Annotated in this window: 19 protein-coding genes and 1 tRNA gene; 10 read left to right on the top strand and 10 right to left on the bottom strand. The window is 41.1% G+C overall.

The window, feature by feature from the left end; translation table 11 throughout:
• The first annotated feature begins 8 nt into the window (after positions 1-8).
• The 3 genes from CEQ75_RS14335 (at position 9) to CEQ75_RS14325 (ending at position 1226) form a co-directional block, all read left to right on the top strand.
• Positions 9-91 (top strand) — tRNA-Leu (locus CEQ75_RS14335).
• A gap of 587 nt (positions 92-678) precedes the next feature.
• On the top strand, positions 679-954 hold the full coding sequence (locus CEQ75_RS14330) for a type II toxin-antitoxin system RelB/DinJ family antitoxin (protein WP_089611744.1): 276 nt from the start codon (positions 679-681) through the stop codon (positions 952-954).
• Positions 954-1226: a type II toxin-antitoxin system YafQ family toxin gene (locus CEQ75_RS14325; RefSeq protein WP_089611742.1), complete on the top strand. Its 273-nt coding sequence runs from the start codon at positions 954-956 to the stop codon at positions 1224-1226. Before CEQ75_RS14330 ends, CEQ75_RS14325 begins: the two co-directional genes overlap by 1 nt.
• A gap of 153 nt (positions 1227-1379) precedes the next feature.
• Here the strand turns inward: CEQ75_RS14325 and CEQ75_RS14320 are convergent, their stop codons facing one another.
• The 4 genes from CEQ75_RS14320 to guaD all read right to left on the bottom strand — a co-directional run bounded on the left by CEQ75_RS14320 (position 1380) and on the right by guaD (position 5842).
• Positions 1380-2222, bottom strand: coding sequence for a hypothetical protein (locus tag CEQ75_RS14320; protein ID WP_089611740.1), 843 nt, complete (start codon positions 2220-2222; stop codon positions 1380-1382).
• Positions 2223-2293: 71 nt separating this feature from the next.
• Positions 2294-3775 carry a sensor histidine kinase gene (locus tag CEQ75_RS14315; RefSeq protein ID WP_089611738.1) on the bottom strand — a complete coding sequence of 494 codons (1482 nt, stop codon included), beginning with the start codon at positions 3773-3775 and terminating at the stop codon, positions 2294-2296.
• Positions 3772-4449 carry a response regulator transcription factor gene (locus CEQ75_RS14310; protein WP_089611736.1) on the bottom strand — a complete coding sequence of 226 codons (678 nt, stop codon included), beginning with the start codon at positions 4447-4449 and terminating at the stop codon, positions 3772-3774. The genes CEQ75_RS14315 and CEQ75_RS14310 overlap by 4 nt, the downstream gene beginning before the upstream one ends.
• A gap of 121 nt (positions 4450-4570) precedes the next feature.
• Positions 4571-5842 (bottom strand): guanine deaminase, encoded by a 1272-nt coding sequence (guaD, locus tag CEQ75_RS14305; RefSeq protein ID WP_089611734.1) that lies wholly within the window; start codon positions 5840-5842, stop codon positions 4571-4573.
• 244 nt (positions 5843-6086) lie between these two features.
• On the opposite strand from guaD, the gene CEQ75_RS14300 reads away from it, so the two are divergent.
• The 6 genes from CEQ75_RS14300 (at position 6087) to CEQ75_RS14275 (ending at position 11783) form a co-directional block, all read left to right on the top strand.
• A complete protein-coding gene (locus CEQ75_RS14300; RefSeq protein ID WP_089611732.1) occupies positions 6087-6713 on the top strand; it encodes a DNA-3-methyladenine glycosylase family protein in 627 nt (208 codons plus the stop codon).
• A 197-nt stretch (positions 6714-6910) separates the two neighbouring features.
• A complete protein-coding gene (locus CEQ75_RS14295) occupies positions 6911-8077 on the top strand; it encodes an iron-containing alcohol dehydrogenase (RefSeq protein ID WP_089611730.1) in 1167 nt (388 codons plus the stop codon).
• Positions 8078-8290: 213 nt separating this feature from the next.
• Entirely contained in the window at positions 8291-8959 is a 669-nt protein-coding gene (locus CEQ75_RS14290) for a PIG-L deacetylase family protein (RefSeq protein ID WP_089611728.1), read from the top strand.
• 35 nt (positions 8960-8994) lie between these two features.
• A complete protein-coding gene (locus CEQ75_RS14285) occupies positions 8995-10077 on the top strand; it encodes a glycosyltransferase (RefSeq protein WP_089611726.1) in 1083 nt (360 codons plus the stop codon).
• Positions 10078-10158: 81 nt separating this feature from the next.
• The gene (locus CEQ75_RS14280) at positions 10159-10755 is read left to right on the top strand and encodes a sugar O-acetyltransferase (protein ID WP_089612655.1); all 597 of its coding nucleotides are present in this window, start codon (positions 10159-10161) and stop codon (positions 10753-10755) included.
• A 113-nt stretch (positions 10756-10868) separates the two neighbouring features.
• A complete protein-coding gene (locus CEQ75_RS14275; RefSeq protein WP_089611724.1) occupies positions 10869-11783 on the top strand; it encodes a DUF2935 domain-containing protein in 915 nt (304 codons plus the stop codon).
• Here CEQ75_RS14275 and spoVAE read toward each other — a convergent pair.
• The 4 genes from spoVAE to CEQ75_RS14255 are packed head-to-tail and all read right to left on the bottom strand — an operon-like array spanning position 11780 to position 14509.
• On the bottom strand, positions 11780-12130 hold the full coding sequence (gene spoVAE / locus CEQ75_RS14270; RefSeq protein WP_089612654.1) for a stage V sporulation protein AE: 351 nt from the start codon (positions 12128-12130) through the stop codon (positions 11780-11782). The genes CEQ75_RS14275 and spoVAE overlap by 4 nt on opposite strands.
• Before the next feature lie 9 nt (positions 12131-12139).
• Positions 12140-13153: a stage V sporulation protein AD gene (gene spoVAD, locus CEQ75_RS14265; protein WP_089611722.1), complete on the bottom strand. Its 1014-nt coding sequence runs from the start codon at positions 13151-13153 to the stop codon at positions 12140-12142.
• Position 13154: 1 nt separating this feature from the next.
• The gene (spoVAC, locus tag CEQ75_RS14260) at positions 13155-13640 is read right to left on the bottom strand and encodes a stage V sporulation protein AC (RefSeq protein ID WP_089611720.1); all 486 of its coding nucleotides are present in this window, start codon (positions 13638-13640) and stop codon (positions 13155-13157) included.
• 11 nt (positions 13641-13651) lie between these two features.
• Positions 13652-14509, bottom strand: a complete 858-nt coding sequence (locus tag CEQ75_RS14255) for a DUF421 domain-containing protein (RefSeq protein ID WP_089611718.1) — start codon at positions 14507-14509, stop codon at positions 13652-13654.
• Between the two features lie 155 nt (positions 14510-14664).
• On the opposite strand from CEQ75_RS14255, the gene CEQ75_RS14250 reads away from it, so the two are divergent.
• Positions 14665-14871, top strand: a complete 207-nt coding sequence (locus tag CEQ75_RS14250; RefSeq protein ID WP_089611715.1) for a DUF1657 domain-containing protein — start codon at positions 14665-14667, stop codon at positions 14869-14871.
• A gap of 61 nt (positions 14872-14932) precedes the next feature.
• On the opposite strand, the gene CEQ75_RS14245 is transcribed toward CEQ75_RS14250, so the two are convergent.
• Together CEQ75_RS14245 and CEQ75_RS14240 are read right to left on the bottom strand one after the other, a co-directional pair.
• Positions 14933-15364 (bottom strand): MltG/YceG/YrrL family protein, encoded by a 432-nt coding sequence (locus CEQ75_RS14245; protein ID WP_089611713.1) that lies wholly within the window; start codon positions 15362-15364, stop codon positions 14933-14935.
• Positions 15361-15639: a DUF6115 domain-containing protein gene (locus CEQ75_RS14240; RefSeq protein ID WP_089611711.1), complete on the bottom strand. Its 279-nt coding sequence runs from the start codon at positions 15637-15639 to the stop codon at positions 15361-15363. Before CEQ75_RS14240 ends, CEQ75_RS14245 begins: the two co-directional genes overlap by 4 nt.
• Positions 15640-15672: the final 33 nt, after the last annotated feature.

The raw sequence follows: 15672 nt of genomic DNA, 5'->3' as shown, positions 1-15672 counted from the left end.
AAAAATATGTCGGAGTGGCGGAACTGGCAGACGCGCACGTTTGAGGGGCGTGTGGGCAACCATACGGGTTCAAGTCCCGTCTCCGACACCATTCAAAAGCAACAAGGAGAAGGGCTTTCGGAAAACGAAGGTCCTTTTTTCTAACATTCTTCTAACGGATGAAAATTACCCACAGGCTCATTTAAGATTTGCGGTTTGTCTTCATCTTTGGAGTCAAGAAGTGGATCTTTTTTTGCTTCAATATTTTTTTAATTTTATTTCTCTATGAGTTTTGGAGAGCCTGAACAATCAGATGCAGGGAGTTCTTTTTTGGGACGAAAAAAAGCAGCCGGTCAGGGCTGCTTTTTGATTTTACGATAAGATTCCAGGCCAAGATGCTTTATTAAGGCATTTTGCAGGACACGAGAATAATTTACGTTTTCTTTTTCTGCAATAGAGTTAAGCCAACCCGGTATAGATAAAGTTTTCTTAACAGCCTTGTTTCCGTATTTCTTTGAGTATTCATCTAAGTCAACACTGATAATGCTTACAAAACCATTTTCGTATTCATCAGGGGTTACACCTTTAATATCCGAGGCTTCAGGAAATTTTTGATTTTGTTTTCATGTAAACATATTTATTGACATTGTAAATAAAAATATTTATAATGGATATAGCAATAAGCGAAGGAGTGATACGATGGCACAGACCAATATCAATATCCGTATGGATGAAGAATTGAAGAAGGAATTTGACAAACTTTGCACTGATTTAGGCTTAACCATGACGGCGGCGTTTAATGTTTTTGCAAGAACGATGGTCAGGCAGCAGAAAATACCTTTTGAAATTTCCATGAATGTACCCAATGCTGAAACGGTAGCGGCAATAGAAGAAGTCCAACAGATGAAAAACAATCCGTCTTTGGGCAAGACATACACCGATGTTGACCAGATGATGAAGGAGTTGCTTGGCTGATGTATGCCGTAAAACCGACTACGAAGTTTCAAAAAGACTTGAGATTGGCGGCAAAACGCGGGTATAGAATCGACCTTTTGACGGCGGTTATTAAACAGCTTGCCGCAGGGAAAACGCTTGCCGAAAACTACAGAGATCATTCGTTAAAAGGCAATTATACAAGCTGTCGGGAGTGCCACATCACTCCTGACTGGCTTTTAATTTATGAAATTGCGGAAGATGAATTGATTTTGTATTTGACCAGAACAGGAACACATAGCGATTTATTCTAATAAGGTGGCGATAGTCGGACGAAAAAAAGCAGCCGGTCAGGACTCTTTTTGTCTCGTATGCGCTACTCACCAGTCACACTTAACAAGAAAACTCCCTGGTTGATTAAATCCAACCAGGGAGTGACGGGGTATATATTTCAACTGAGCTCGCCTTTATTCCTGTTCTTGAGACACAGAATCCCAGTTTCTATGTCCAAATCCAAAATGATCGGCTTTCGGCATTTCCTCAGCAATTTTTTGTGCTTGTTCCTGACTGATGATCCCTTGATCAACCATTTCATCCAGTATATTCATATCCTTATTATTATTTTTGTTCTCTTCCATGAAGGACTTTCTTTCCTCATCGGTCATATTTTGCAGTTTATCCATCTGAGCTTTTCTTTCCTCAGCTTTATTTGCCAAAAAATCTTTTATTTGATCCGCTTGATCTTCAGAAATGACATCAGCTGCCACCCATTGATTAAACTTGTCGTCCATCATTGCTTGCTGTTTTGCTGCCATTTCCTCCCGTTGGGCTGTCATCTTCCCCTGTTGTTTTTCTTGGATAGCATCTGCTTCATCTTGATTGATGATTTTTTCATCAACCAGCTCGGTTAAAATACCTCCTTTTTTATCTCTGATCTCATTTTTTTCTGCTGCTCTGTCTTCCCTTGCTGCAGCCCTTTCTTCCGGAGTCATATTCTTCATTTCTTCCCATTGGGCCTTCGTGTCCTCTTCTTTTTGAGTGATGAAGCTGGAAATCTGATCAGCTTTGGCTTGATTAATGGTGCCGTCAGCTACCAATTCATCCAGAATAGTAGACATCCCTTCCTGACCTTTTCCCATGAATCCCGGTGCCATATGTCCTTTCATAACACCATCGCACCTCATTTCCATCACAGCAGGTTTTGTCTGCTGATTGGCATTGGCAGTGTCTGCCATGATCGGACCGGCAGAAACCAGAATCCCTCCGGCCAGTGCTCCACTTAAAACTGCGGCTACAATTTTTTTCTTCATTTTTTGTGCTCCTTTCATTTTTTAAATTAGCCTTACAAATGCAATTGTACCCACAGTTTGTTACAGATTTGTTACTGTTTAGTTTCAGTTTGTTGAGACTTTTCTGGCACCGCGTCCAGTTCAAACCAAAACCTCACTCCTTCATCCACATTTTCAACGCCGTATTTGTTGTTGTGCATTTCCATGATGCCTCTTACAATGGAGAGACCTAAACCGGTACCGCCCAGACTCCTGGTTCTTGCTTGATCCACCTTATAAAAACTAAGCCAAATTTTTTCCAGGTATTCTTCCGGAATTTGATTACCCGTATTAAATACTGATACTTCGATTTTATCATGTGTCTTTTCCGTGTGGATTTTTATGATTTTTTCATAATCAGCAAATTGAATGGCATTATTCAGAAAATTGACTAGCACCTGTTCCACTCGATACTGATCCGCCTCCACATATAGGTGCTCTCCCATTTCTATTTGGAGATTGATTTTTTTCGCGTGGAAAACTGACCGGAATTTCCCCGCCACTCGGTCAATAAAAGGGGAAAGATCAAAAATGCTTTTTTCCAGATGAGAAAAACCTGATTCCAATTGACATAGTTTTAATAATTCTTTCACCATTTTATCCATCCGGGAGGCTTCATCCATAATCACTTCACAATAAAAATCTTTATTTTCTTCATCCTCGTTGACATTTACCTTTAAGCCTTCGGCGTAACCCTGGATTAAGCTGATGGGAGTTTTTAATTCATGAGATATATTGGAAATAAATTCTTTCCTCATTTCATCAATCTCCCGTTCTTTGGCAAGGTCTTGTTCCAACTGGCTGTTTTTGATATTTAATTCTCCAATCATGCGCTCTAGGTCTTCCGACAAAACATTAATACTCTCTGCCAATTCCCCAATTTCATCCTTGCTGTTCACCTGGCATTTTCGATTAAAATCAAGGTTGGCCATATTGCGTGCGATCTCATTGATATGCAAAATTGGCCGGGTGAATTTCCGGGAAAAGAGAAAAGCAAAGATGATTCCAAAACCAATAATAATTAAACCGGTAAAAAGAAAAAATTTATTCATGATCCGGATATTTTGCGTTACGGCAGCTAAAGGGACAATAACGGTCAATCGGTCCTCGTTATCAAAACGATAATTGAAGGTTAAAAATTCACTATTAGACATGTGGTCCCGATTAATTTCATACTGGTATTTATTAATCCAGGTTACCGGCTCCCGGACAAAGGGGAAAGGGGGAGAGCGCCTCGGTCTTTCAGGACTATCCGGTTCAAAGAAAGAGCTGTAAATAATTCGCCCTTGGGGATTAATAATAAAGGTATAACCACCCGATTCGCTTTCCGCTCTTTTAAGAACCGATTGAATCTCCCCGGGATCTCCCATATATACCTCTTCAATTTTTTGAGCATTCTCCAACAACATAGATTTTTTTTGGCTAAGATAAAACTTTTCCATAAATCCGGCATTTATCAGCCAGGAAAGCAAAATAAATGCAATACCTAAACAGCCAATTGCTAAAAATAACTTAAAGCTTAATGACTTCTTCATACATTGGCCTCAAAACGGTAACCCAAGCCACGCACAGTTTGGATTAATCCGCTTTCCTTCCCCAGCTTGGTTCTTAACCTGGTAATATGGGTATCAACTGTTCTGCTTTCTCCATAATAATCATAACCCCAAACAGCACTTAAAATTTGTTCCCGGCTTAAAGCCAGTCCTTTGTTTTTTATTAAATATTGAAGCAGATCATATTCAGTGGGGCTTAATTCAATTTCTTCTCCATCTAAAGAAACCAGATGCCCCATTAGGTTAATTTCCAGACCGTTGAACTTCAATAAAGACTCCTCCTGCTTTTCCAAGCGGCGCAAGATGGCATTAACCCGAGCAACTAAGATGTTGGGACTAAAAGGCTTGGTTACATATTCGTCCGCCCCTAATTCAAAACCGAAAACTTCATCTGTTTCCTGGCTTTTGGCAGTGAGCATGACAATTGGCACGGAGGATCTTTTTCTGATTTCTCGACATGCAGTCCATCCATCCATTTCCGGCATCATTACATCTAAAATAACCAGATCAATCGGATGCTTACCTTTGACGGCCTCTACTGCCTCGCGTCCATTAGATGCTTCCTTGATCTGATACCCTTCTTTTTTCAGAAAATCCGCCACTAATTTTCTCATGCGCGGCTCATCATCTGCAATCAGTATATTTTTTTCAATCATATTCTCACGTCCTAAAATTCATAGTGCCTATATTTTACCATTAAATTTTAATGATTATTTGTTACATTTTTGTTACAACCCTCTGTAAAAAAAACCAACCACCTTTTGAGGTGGTGGTTGTTCACAAAACCGGTTCTTTAATTAAGCTGCCGCGGACATAACGGTGCAAAATGTGACGGTCATCCCCTACATAAATAAATCTTTCCAAGCGTTCTTCTAAAGTATAATCCAGATAATTTAATTCTCCGTCATCAATGATCAAGGCATCAAAATCATAACCTTCTTCAAAGCTGCCTACCTTGCCGAAGAAACTGCCTCCCCCTTTGGTAGCAATAAAAAAGGCCTCAGAATTGGTGAGAAAATCCATTTGTTTCTCCGAATTTACCCAAAAGATCTTTGATGTTTGAATGGCATAAACCATCGTTTTCATCAGGGAAGGAGTATGCCCGCCGCTTAAGTCTGAGCCTAGCCCTAGCTTAATCCCTCGATTGATGAACTTTCTAATCGGCATCATGCCGCTGCCCACATTGAGATTGGAAGCGGGGCAATGCACGGCGAGCACATTGTTTTCTCTCATTAAAGTCATTTCCTCTTCCGAGGATAAACTGCAATGGGCCATTAAGGTGGGGGTATCGCCAAACAAACCATACTGCTTATAAACATCTCCGTAAGAGTCGGCATCAGGAAACAATTCCTTCACCCACTGTACCTCTTTTCTATTTTCCGACAGGTGAGACTGGACGGGAATACCATGCTTTTTACCTAAGTCCCCCAATCCTTTTAAAAGCTTCTTACTGCAGCTGGGCGCAAAGCGGGGGGTGATGATCGGTTTGACTAAAGAAGATTTGTCCCCATACTTAATAATTATTTCTTCCGTATCCTTCAGGGAGTCTTCCAAGGTTTCACAGATATAATCGGGACAATTATTGTCCATATTTACCTTGCCGACATAAGCGCCCAGCCCTGACTGAATAAACATGTCCAACAATTTCATGGTCGATTCTTTATGAACGGTAGCGAAGACCACAATCCGCGTCGTACCCTGTTTCCAAATTTCTTTAATAAATCTTTGATAAATCTTTTCAGCATATTTAATATCTTGGAATTTAGCTTCCTCAGGAAATGTATAGTTCTCCAGCCAAGGAATCAATTCTCTATCCATTGCCATGCCCATATGTTTATACTGGGAAGCATGGCAGTGCAGATCATTCATGCCCGGAATAATTAATTTATCCTGGTAATCTATGATTTCAAGGTTGCGATATTCTTCCGGGAGTTTTTGATAAACAGCCTTTACCTTCCCCTCGCTTACCAGAATATGTCCATGGGGTATGATAGTAAACTTTTCCGGCGTGGGGGTAAAAAGAATATTTCCTTTGAATATCTTTGTCATTTTTTCTTCCTGCCTTCTACAATATTTTGCGGCCTGCCAATATGTTAGTATCATTTATAAATATCGACTTGTGCTAAGTTATAATTAATTATTTTTCATTTAAAAATCTATCACTATTATCCATCTTTTACAAGGGGTAATACATTCAGATAGCATAAGTGCTTCCGGCTGCTTTTTTTGTTATAATTATAATAAATAGAAATCGGTTTTTCTTAACAGCTGAAATGGAGGATTGGAATTTTACATGACATATTTTGCATACGGGGATACCGAAATAAGGTATCTGAAAAAGAAAGATCGCAAACTGGGGGAGGCAATAGATCGGATTGGTTATATTCAGCGGGAAGTGAAACCGGATACTTTTTTGGCTGTGATCGATTGTATTATCAGTCAGCAAATCTCTAGCAAGGCGGCAGATACAGTATTGGAGCGGCTGCAGTCCCTCTTGGGCAGGATTACGCCGGAGAATATTGCCATGGCCGAAGAGACCTCCATCCAAAAATGCGGCATGTCTATGAGAAAAGTGAACTACATCAAAGGCATCGGACGGGCGGTCCTCGACGGAACACTGGATCTGGACGCCCTGCGCACAATGCCGGATGAAGAAGCAATTAAACATCTTGTTAAGATGCCGGGTATCGGGGTGTGGTCTGCGGAAATGTTGCTTTTATTTTCCTTTTGTCGTCCAGATGTAGTCAGTTACGGCGATCTGGCTATCCGGCGCGGTATGATGAATTTATATGGGCTGGAAGAGTTGACGAAGGATAGATTTCTCTACTACCGCAAACGTTATTCACCCTATGGATCGGTAGCGTCATTATATCTTTGGCGATTATCTGTCAATGACTTAAATAAAGCGGGAGGAATCTGAGGATTTTTTAATGGTGAAAAGTGAAGATACCAGGTTTTGAGGTCGGGTAGACCGAAATTCATACTCTTGATGAAAACTTCCTCTGGCTGTGAGAGCTGTGATTGGACAAATACTTGAGAAAAGGTGTAAATTGTGGTAGAATTACATTACACAATACTTTGTGATTAAATTGTGATTAAAATGAAGGAGGAAATATAATGCAAAGATTTACGATACCGCGGGATGTTTATTTTGGAGAAAATGCTTTGGAGTATCTAAAATCAGTAAAGGGAACTAAAGCGATGCTTGTTATTGGTTCCCAAAGATTGATCGAGGACGGAACAGTTCCAAAGGTACAAGAATTGTTAAAGGAAGCTAATATAGAAACTTCAATATATTCAGGAATTGAAAATGACCCTTCTGTTGAAATGGTTATGAAAGGGTCTCAGGCTATGAAAGCATTCAATCCTGATTTAATAATTGGCATTGGCGGCGGTTCACCAATCGATGCAGCTAAAGCCATGTGGATATTTTATGAGTATCCGGATTTTACTTTTGAAGAAGCGGCCAAGCCATTCAACTTACCGGAATTAAGACAAAAGGCTAGATTTATCGCGATCCCGACGACAAGCGGCACCGGTTCAGAAGTTACGGCCTTCTCAATCATCACTGACGAAAAAACAGGTATTAAATATCCTGTAGCCGACTATAACATCACCCCGGACGTTGCTATCGTCGATACGAATTTAGTACAAAACATGCCGAAGGTATTAATAGCTAATACGGGAATGGATGCTTTAACTCACGCTTTTGAGGCTTATGTTTCAACAGCTAAAAATCCAATCACCGATGCTTTGGCAATGAAATCAATAGAAATGATTGTTGACAATATCGTCAAATCCTATAACGGGGATGAAGAAGCCAGAAAAGAAATGCATCTGGCTCAATGTTTAGCAGGAATGGCATTTTCAAATGCAATATTAGGAATAGTTCACTCCATGGCTCATAAAACAGGAAAAGTATTCGACATTCCCCATGGCTGTGCCAATGCCATATATTTACCATATGCGATACAATATAACGCCAAGGACGCCGCAGCTATTTATGCTGACATAGCTAAGAGATTAGGTTTAAAAGGGGAAACAACAGATGAATTAGTTCAGTCCTTAATTCAACTGGTGAAAGATTTTAGAACTGCGATGAATATGCCTACTACATTAAAAGAATTCGGCATATCAGAAGAGGACTTTAAGGCTAATTTAGATAAAATTTCTGAAGGTGCTATATCCGATGCTTGCACAGGTACTAATCCAAGAGAAATATCCGTAGAACAAATGAAAAAATTATTTGAAGCTACTTATTACGGAACTGAAGTAAACTTCTAAATATTTAGAGGGTTACGGGGACAGGCAGAGGTGCTCTGTCCCTTTCTTTTTGACAGCCAATGTTGATAGGATTTATCATGAACAAGGAATATAAAATATGATGTGGAAAATAATATGTTGTAAATGCTTGATATCCTAAACGAAATTATGCATATTAAAGGTTGGCAGAATAAAGACAGTGAGTATTATTCTATTCTTAGTTAGGAGGTTCCTATGAAAACCATTCTAGTGATCGCCCCCCATCCGGATGATGATATCATCGGTTGCGGCGGCAGCATGGCCCGGCATATCCAGCAAGGAAATCATGTCGCTATCTTATATATGACTTCCGGAGAAGACGGGAGTATGCAATATTCGCCAGAAGAACTGGGTTTGATCAGAGAAGCAGAAGCCAAGAGTGCTGCTGCTAAACTTGGCGTCACAGATCTGACTTTTCTGCGCTGTCCCGATGGTTATCTTGAATTTAATAAAGAAAATTTAGATCGGATGGTAACTATCATCAGGGCCATAAAGCCGTCTAATATTTATCTGCCTAACAGTAAGGATGATGTGCCGGATCATCAGATCACTTACCGCTTGGGTCTGGAAGGATGCCGCCGGGCAGCAGGTCCCTGGCATCAGGGGTGCGGCCAGGAGCCCTGGTCAGTCAAAAATATCCTGGGCTACGAGATTTGGACTCCGCTGCAGACAGTTGGCCATAGTGAAGATATCAGTGAGTTTATAACCGCTAAAATTGAGGCCTTGCAGCTTCACAAATCACAAACCAGGCACATTAACTATCATGAAGCCATTCAAGGTTTGAACCGTTACCGGGGTGTCATGACCGGGAAAGGAAAATATTGTGAATGTTTTCAATTGATCCGGGCTCAAATATGTGAATAGTGAGATTTTTCTTTTCAAAACAAATTTTTTGATGGGTGGTTTCAATCATTGCTAATAAAAAAGTACTCATAATTACTCCCTTTGATAAAGACCAGCGAGGCAACAGTATTACCACAGCCCGCCTCTTGGTTGGTTTAACCTCCCGGGGATTTCAGATTGATCGGTTATCCTTGGAAAGGGAAAATTGGCAGGAATATCTCAAAGATGCTTTAGCAAAGTCAAAATATGCTCTGATCCATGGTTTTCATGCTCGGTATTTCGGAGAAGTCCTCCAGGCAATACCCCAAATGCGCAATATTCCCTTAATCTTGACTACTACCGGAACGGACATACATTGTGATCTGCTGGGGGAAAAAAGATCTATGATCCTGGACACTTTCCAAACTGTGCAAAAAATAGTGGTCTTTAATGATGATTTTCATCAGATTATTCAGGACGTTTACCCTGGTTTTCAGCATCCGGCAAGACCATCCCTTTCTCTTGCTGAAAAACTGGTGACGATTCCGCAGGGCGTATTTCTAGAACCGGGTGCGGAAAAAAACCGTGGTGAACTGGGTTTATCGGAAGACCAGGTGGTATTTCTCTTGCCCAGCGGTCTGCGCCGCATAAAACATATCGAACTGGCCATTGATTCACTATCTGCTGTACAGGATGAATTTCCTGAGGTTCGGTTGCTGATTATGGGTGCAGCGATTGAAGAAGATTATACCAGAAAGATCTTGAACCGGATGCGCGGTCTGGACTGGGTGATCTATCTGGAGGAGATACCTCACTCAGAGATGATGAGCGTACTTCGTCTGGGTGATATCGTAATCAATACGTCATACTGTGAAGGTCAACCCCAGGGGGCTTTGGAAGCCATGAGTCTGGGCAAACCCTGTATTTTAACCGGGGTACCCGGGAACCTTAATATTATCGAACAAGGCGTTGAAGGATTTTATGTGAGTAATCAGGAGGAACTTGTAAAGGATGCAAAAATATTAGTGCAAGACCCGGTAGAGCGGCATCTGATGGGACAGCGTGCAGCTCAACTGACAGCATCTAAGTTTACCTTGGGGCAGGAGCTGGATGCTTACAGCCGTATTTATCGTCAATTCCTGAGACAGGCGAGAGATTGATTCAAACTTTGGAAAAAAATCTGATGGGGGAATATTCATGCCCGGCTGGGGCACGAAGGAGGTAATCTTTTGACTGATGTGATGACAGAAAAAGAAAAAATGTTAAACGGGAAACCATATCAATCTTTTGAAAAAGAATTATCAGGCGAACGACAACATGCTAAAGAAATGCTCTTTGATTTTAATCACCTGCATCCGGCTGAGATTGAGCAGAGAAATGAAATTATAAAGAAACTTTTTGGCAAGATCGGAGCAAATTTTACGATAGAATCTCCCTTAAGATGCGATTATGGCTATAACATTTTTATCGGAGAAAATTTTTATGCCAACTATAATTGTATTATTTTAGATTGCAGCAAGGTCACCATCGGAGATAATGTTCTGTTTGGGCCAAGTGTGTCTCTTTATACTGCCGGTCATCCTGTTCATTTCCAACTGCGTAATGAGGGGATAGAATATGCTTTTCCCATTGAAATCGGTAATAATGTATGGATTGGCGGGGGAACTTTTGTCAATCCGGGGATTACCATTGGAGATAATGTGGTGATTGGTTCCGGCAGTATCGTAACAAAAAGCATTCCTTCCAATACAGTAGCTGTGGGTAATCCATGTAAGGTAATAAGACAAATTACTGAGGAGGATTATCATTGCTATTTTAAAAATCTGAAGATGGAATGAAGATGGAATAAGGAAAGCGGAAAAATAAATTCCGGTACAAGATTCATTTCTGCCATTACTGAATAACTTGAATATGATAATTCAGAGTTATTTTTAATGAAGGGATGGATTTTATGCTTTCAAAAGGGGAGTTTGTGAGACAATCTCTGGAGCTGAACCTATTTTTCTTACGCATTATGAAAGAACACGCTATTTTTATTGAAGGGGGTTTCACACCAAAAAATCGGGATCTGTCAGCCCAGGCGGACCAATTCAAAAATGAGTTGACAGCATTGTTGCAGGAAACAGTTAATCTATCCTACGGGAAAATAAGCCCGGAAGCAACATTATCAGGAGAGTTTGTAACTGATTTCACTTTAAATGCGGAAAAAATGACCGAATTTTTCACCGGAATCCAGATTGATACCTCGGTTACCATGGATGAACTTGAATTAAGAGGTGAACAGTCTGTAAATCAGGAAAATGTCACGGCTGCCGTGGTCGAAAGACTTAACACCAGGATTATCAATACCGTGCAGCGTCTGGCAGATTTTAAAGAAACGGCTTATCAGGATGTTTTATCGTGCCGGCTTTATACTCATAATTACGTTTCCATGATTGAACACATAAGAGAGGAAGCATTGTATTATTTGAATCACTTAGAAAGGCTTCAAAACAGACGTGAAAATGATACGATAAGGAGTGCGGCCGAAACAGAGCATTTTTGGAACCATATTATCGAAGAACATGCCCAATTCATTAGAGGTATGCTTGATCCTTCAGAAGAACACCTGATCGATATTGCTAATATGTTCGCACAAGAATTTGAAAGACTTACCGCTTTAGCTGCTAATGCACTTCGTAATCCGGCCTTGCTGCCAAGGGTGACAAAAGAAAGCAGGGAGGAAACGATAGAAATCAGAAATTTTAAGGCTCAGGGTACCAAGGGCATATTGGAGTGCCAAATTAAGTCGATCATATTACCATTATTGGGCGACCATGTTTTGCGGGAAGCTAATCATTATTTACGCTTATTAAAACAAGTTTAACCCTTGGGTTTAAAAAATAAGGCGGCAAAAAAGGAAAAGATGATCGCTGAAGAAATCCCGGCACTGGTTATTTCAAAAATTCCGGTAATGACTCCAACAAGACCGTTTGCTTTCAATTCCTGCATCGCACCTTGGAACAAAGAATTGCCAAAACTGCATATGGGAACCGTGGCTCCGGCACCGGCAAATTCAATAAAGGGTTCATAGAGGCCTAATCCTCCGGTGACGGCACCTAATACCACCATAAAGGTCATAGTGTGAGCCGGTGTTAATTTAAACACATCAAATAAGATCTGTCCCAAAACACAAATCAAGCCTCCGGCCACAAATGCCCAAAAAAAATCCATAAACAAATGTTACGCCTCCCCTCTTTCAATAGCTACGGCATGAGCAATACCGGGGATGCTTTCACCTTGCTGAAAGGATAAGGGAGATAATAGGGCACCGGTGGCCACCACCAGCATGCGGTTAAATTCACCTTTTTGCAGCCTTTTCAACAGATGTCCGTAAGTGACAACAGCCGAACAGCCGCAGCCGCTTGCTCCTGCTTGTATCTTTTGTTTTTCATAATCGTAAATCATCATGCCGCAGTCAAAATACTGGGTATCATTGATGGGGATCTTGTGTTTATCAAATAAGTCACGAGCCAATTGATAGCCTAATTTTGACAGATCCCCGGTTACGATTAAATCATAATAACCCGGACCAATCTGCAGGTCCCGCAGATGAGCCTGGATTGTGTCTACGGCTGCAGGAGCCATGGCTGCGCCCATATTAAAAGGATCTGTGATACCCATATCTACCACCCGTCCGATGGTTACCGATGTGACCTTGGGGCCTTTTCCTTCCCGGGCCAGAACAGCAGATCCGGATCCGGTGACAGTGAACTGGGCAGTGGGAGGTTTTTGAGATCCGTATTCCGTGGGGTAACGAAATTGTTTTTCGACACTGGCATTATGGCTGCAGGCAGAGGCCAACACATAATTTGCCGAACCTGAAGCAATCATTAATGAAGCCAAAGATAAACCTTCCATCGAACTGGAGCAGGCGCCAAAGATTCCGATATAAGGTACGGACAAGGTTCGGGCGGCGAAACTGCTGCTGATGATTTGATTCATCAGATCTCCGCCGATATAAAAGTTAATCTGCTCTTTGGTTAAACCGGCATTTTCGATGGCCAGCTGATTCGACTCTTCTAATAATGTCTTTTCTGCTTTCTCCCAGCTGTCTTGCCCTAACATTAAATCACCGTGAATAATATCAAAATCGTCGGCCAAAGGCCCCTGACCCTCAAAAGGTCCCACAACGGCAGCCCTGCCTATTATTGCAGGCTGGTTTTCATAGACCCAGCTCTGATAGCCCTGGAGCATATTACATCAATCCTCCGATACCAGGTTCAAATATCCAATGAAGCATAGCCATGATAAAAGCGGCAACCGTGCCAAACACAATCACTGGGCCGGCAAGCTCAAACATTTTACCGCCCACCCCCAAAACCATGCCTTCGCTTTTATGCTCAAGAGCGGAAGAAGTCATGGTATTGGCAAACCCTGTAACAGGAACAGCCGTGCCGGCTCCGGCCCACTGAGCAATTTTGTCGTACAACCCCATGGTAGTTAGTAACGTTGACAGAATAATCATCACGGCCACAGTGGGATTTCCTGCCTCTTTCTGCTCAAACCCGCCCCAACGAATAAATCCTGTTTGAACACCTTGTCCAATTAAACAAATCGTGCCTCCCGCGATAAAGGCACGGAGACAATTGATGAAGACCGGCCTTTTTGGTTCTTGTTTTTGAACTAACTTTTGATACTCTTGCTGTACAGGTGTTAATTTTTTCTTTTTCTTATTAGACATCTATAAGCTCCTTATCTGGATAAAATTGGATAAAGGGAAGCGATGACGTTCTGAAGCTGCTCTGAACATTCTTGATACATTTTTCTGGCGAAGCTATTGTTACTGCTGAGACCAAACATTTCAATATCGGCTTCACATTTTTTCAGAGTTGCCAATAACAGAGCCTTTTGCTGGGGTTGGGGAATCTTAATCTTGTCATCGAAGCAGTCAACAAATAGTTCTCCGTAAGCATCCACTTGTCCCAAAAAAACGTTCTCTATTGCCACCCCGATTTTATCAAGTTCCGTATGCAGCCACTCACGGCTTAATCCGATGGTCGCCAGGGGCTCATCCATGATCTTACCATCGATAATAACTGTTTGCGGCTCTCGTTCTGGCACCGTTTTGAGACCTAAGTCTTTGGGGGTTAAGGGTTGATTCTCTTTATTTAACAGGACGTTAAATTTTCCATTTGCTTCTAACACGGCAAATTCTACATCAGCCACTTTAAAGACATTTTTTCCCCTCATTTCCTCCAGAAGATCATCAGCTGTCAGATGAAGTTTTGTTAAGTTATCCTCCATGATTTTTCCATCTTTAATGAGCACAACACCTTTTCCATCGATAATATCCCGGACAAATTTACTCTTTAGGGTGATAGATTCTAAACCATATACCACTGCCGTCCACACTACCATGGCAAGAATACCATAGTACCAGGTGATATCCAGATCCATAGAAACATAGGCCGCAATGCTGCCAATGGTAATACCGGTGATATACTCAAAATAGGAAAGCTGACCAAGCTGTCGTTTTCCTAATAACTTCGTTAAAGTAAAAAGTATGATGATTACCAGAATGGTGCGCCAAATAATTTCCAACCACTCCAAGAAAAACACACCTCCCCGTGAATCATTTATTCATTCTATTATTTCATAGGAAAGGAAGTTTCATGCTTAGAAAAGGTGCCATATAATTCCACTTATTAGTTTTTAAAAACGAACAAATACTAATAAGGTATCAAAGGCAGGGAGGTGATCAAAACTTGACAGTTTCTTCCGATGTAAAAACTTGTCTGGCATCATTAAAAGGCGCTCAGGCCAGTCTGGAGCAATTTGCTCTCAGCACTCAAAACCAGGAAGCAAAAACAATCTTTGAGTACGCAGCCCAGACCACTCAGCAGGTTATTCACCAAGTGGAAGGCAGGGTTCAGCAAATTGAACAGCAGGAGCCGCAATACAAAGGATTTTAAGAAACGAAAAAACGCTGACAGAGCTAATTTCATTTTTGCTCATGTCAGCGTTTTCTTTAATTCATATTTTTTTATCGGGAGACTTAATAAGAATGTTGATAATTTCGAGTTCGGATTGATCCTTGCTGAGGGTAAATGTACCTGTTTGAAATTTATCAGCCATATCTAATTGGTCCACTGCGTCCAAAAATGCCTTTTTATCTGTGATGATGCCTTGCTGCACCAATAAATCAGCAATTTTTCCTGCACCTGCTCCACTGGGTACAGTAAACTGAATCTTTTGGGTAAGAGAAGGATCAATTTCATTTGAGGATTTCTGTTGAGAATTATTAGCAGAGTTATTTTCTTGCTGGAGGGATACATACTCTGCTTTGAATTTCTCCATTTCATCTGCCGAGAGCCAGGTTCCGCTGCCCAACATGATAAAAATAATCAAGGAGCTGATGATTAATCCTGATCCTAATCCAAGAAAATATTTGCGAGAAATTTTCATGATTGGTTCCCCTTTATATATCTCATTACAATCAGACGCACGGATCCGATATTCATATTCAGCATATCGGAAATTTCACCATAAGAATAGCCTTGATTATGCAATTCTATCACCTGTAAAGAATTAGCAGAAGGAGTCTTATTGATCATTTTTTTTACTTTTTTTTGCAGAATATTAACTTTGGCATCATTACTTTCATTGGATTTTGGGTTCATCAATCCATAGACCAGAAGCCCTATACCAACGAACAGCATTATTACCGGTACCGTATACAACAATATCCCTCCCTGTGTGCATGCAATCGAAGT

Source organism: Dehalobacterium formicoaceticum (genome assembly GCF_002224645.1).
Lineage (GTDB): Bacteria > Bacillota > Dehalobacteriia > Dehalobacteriales > Dehalobacteriaceae > Dehalobacterium > Dehalobacterium formicoaceticum.
This window is presented reverse-complemented; position numbering and strand designations above follow the sequence as displayed.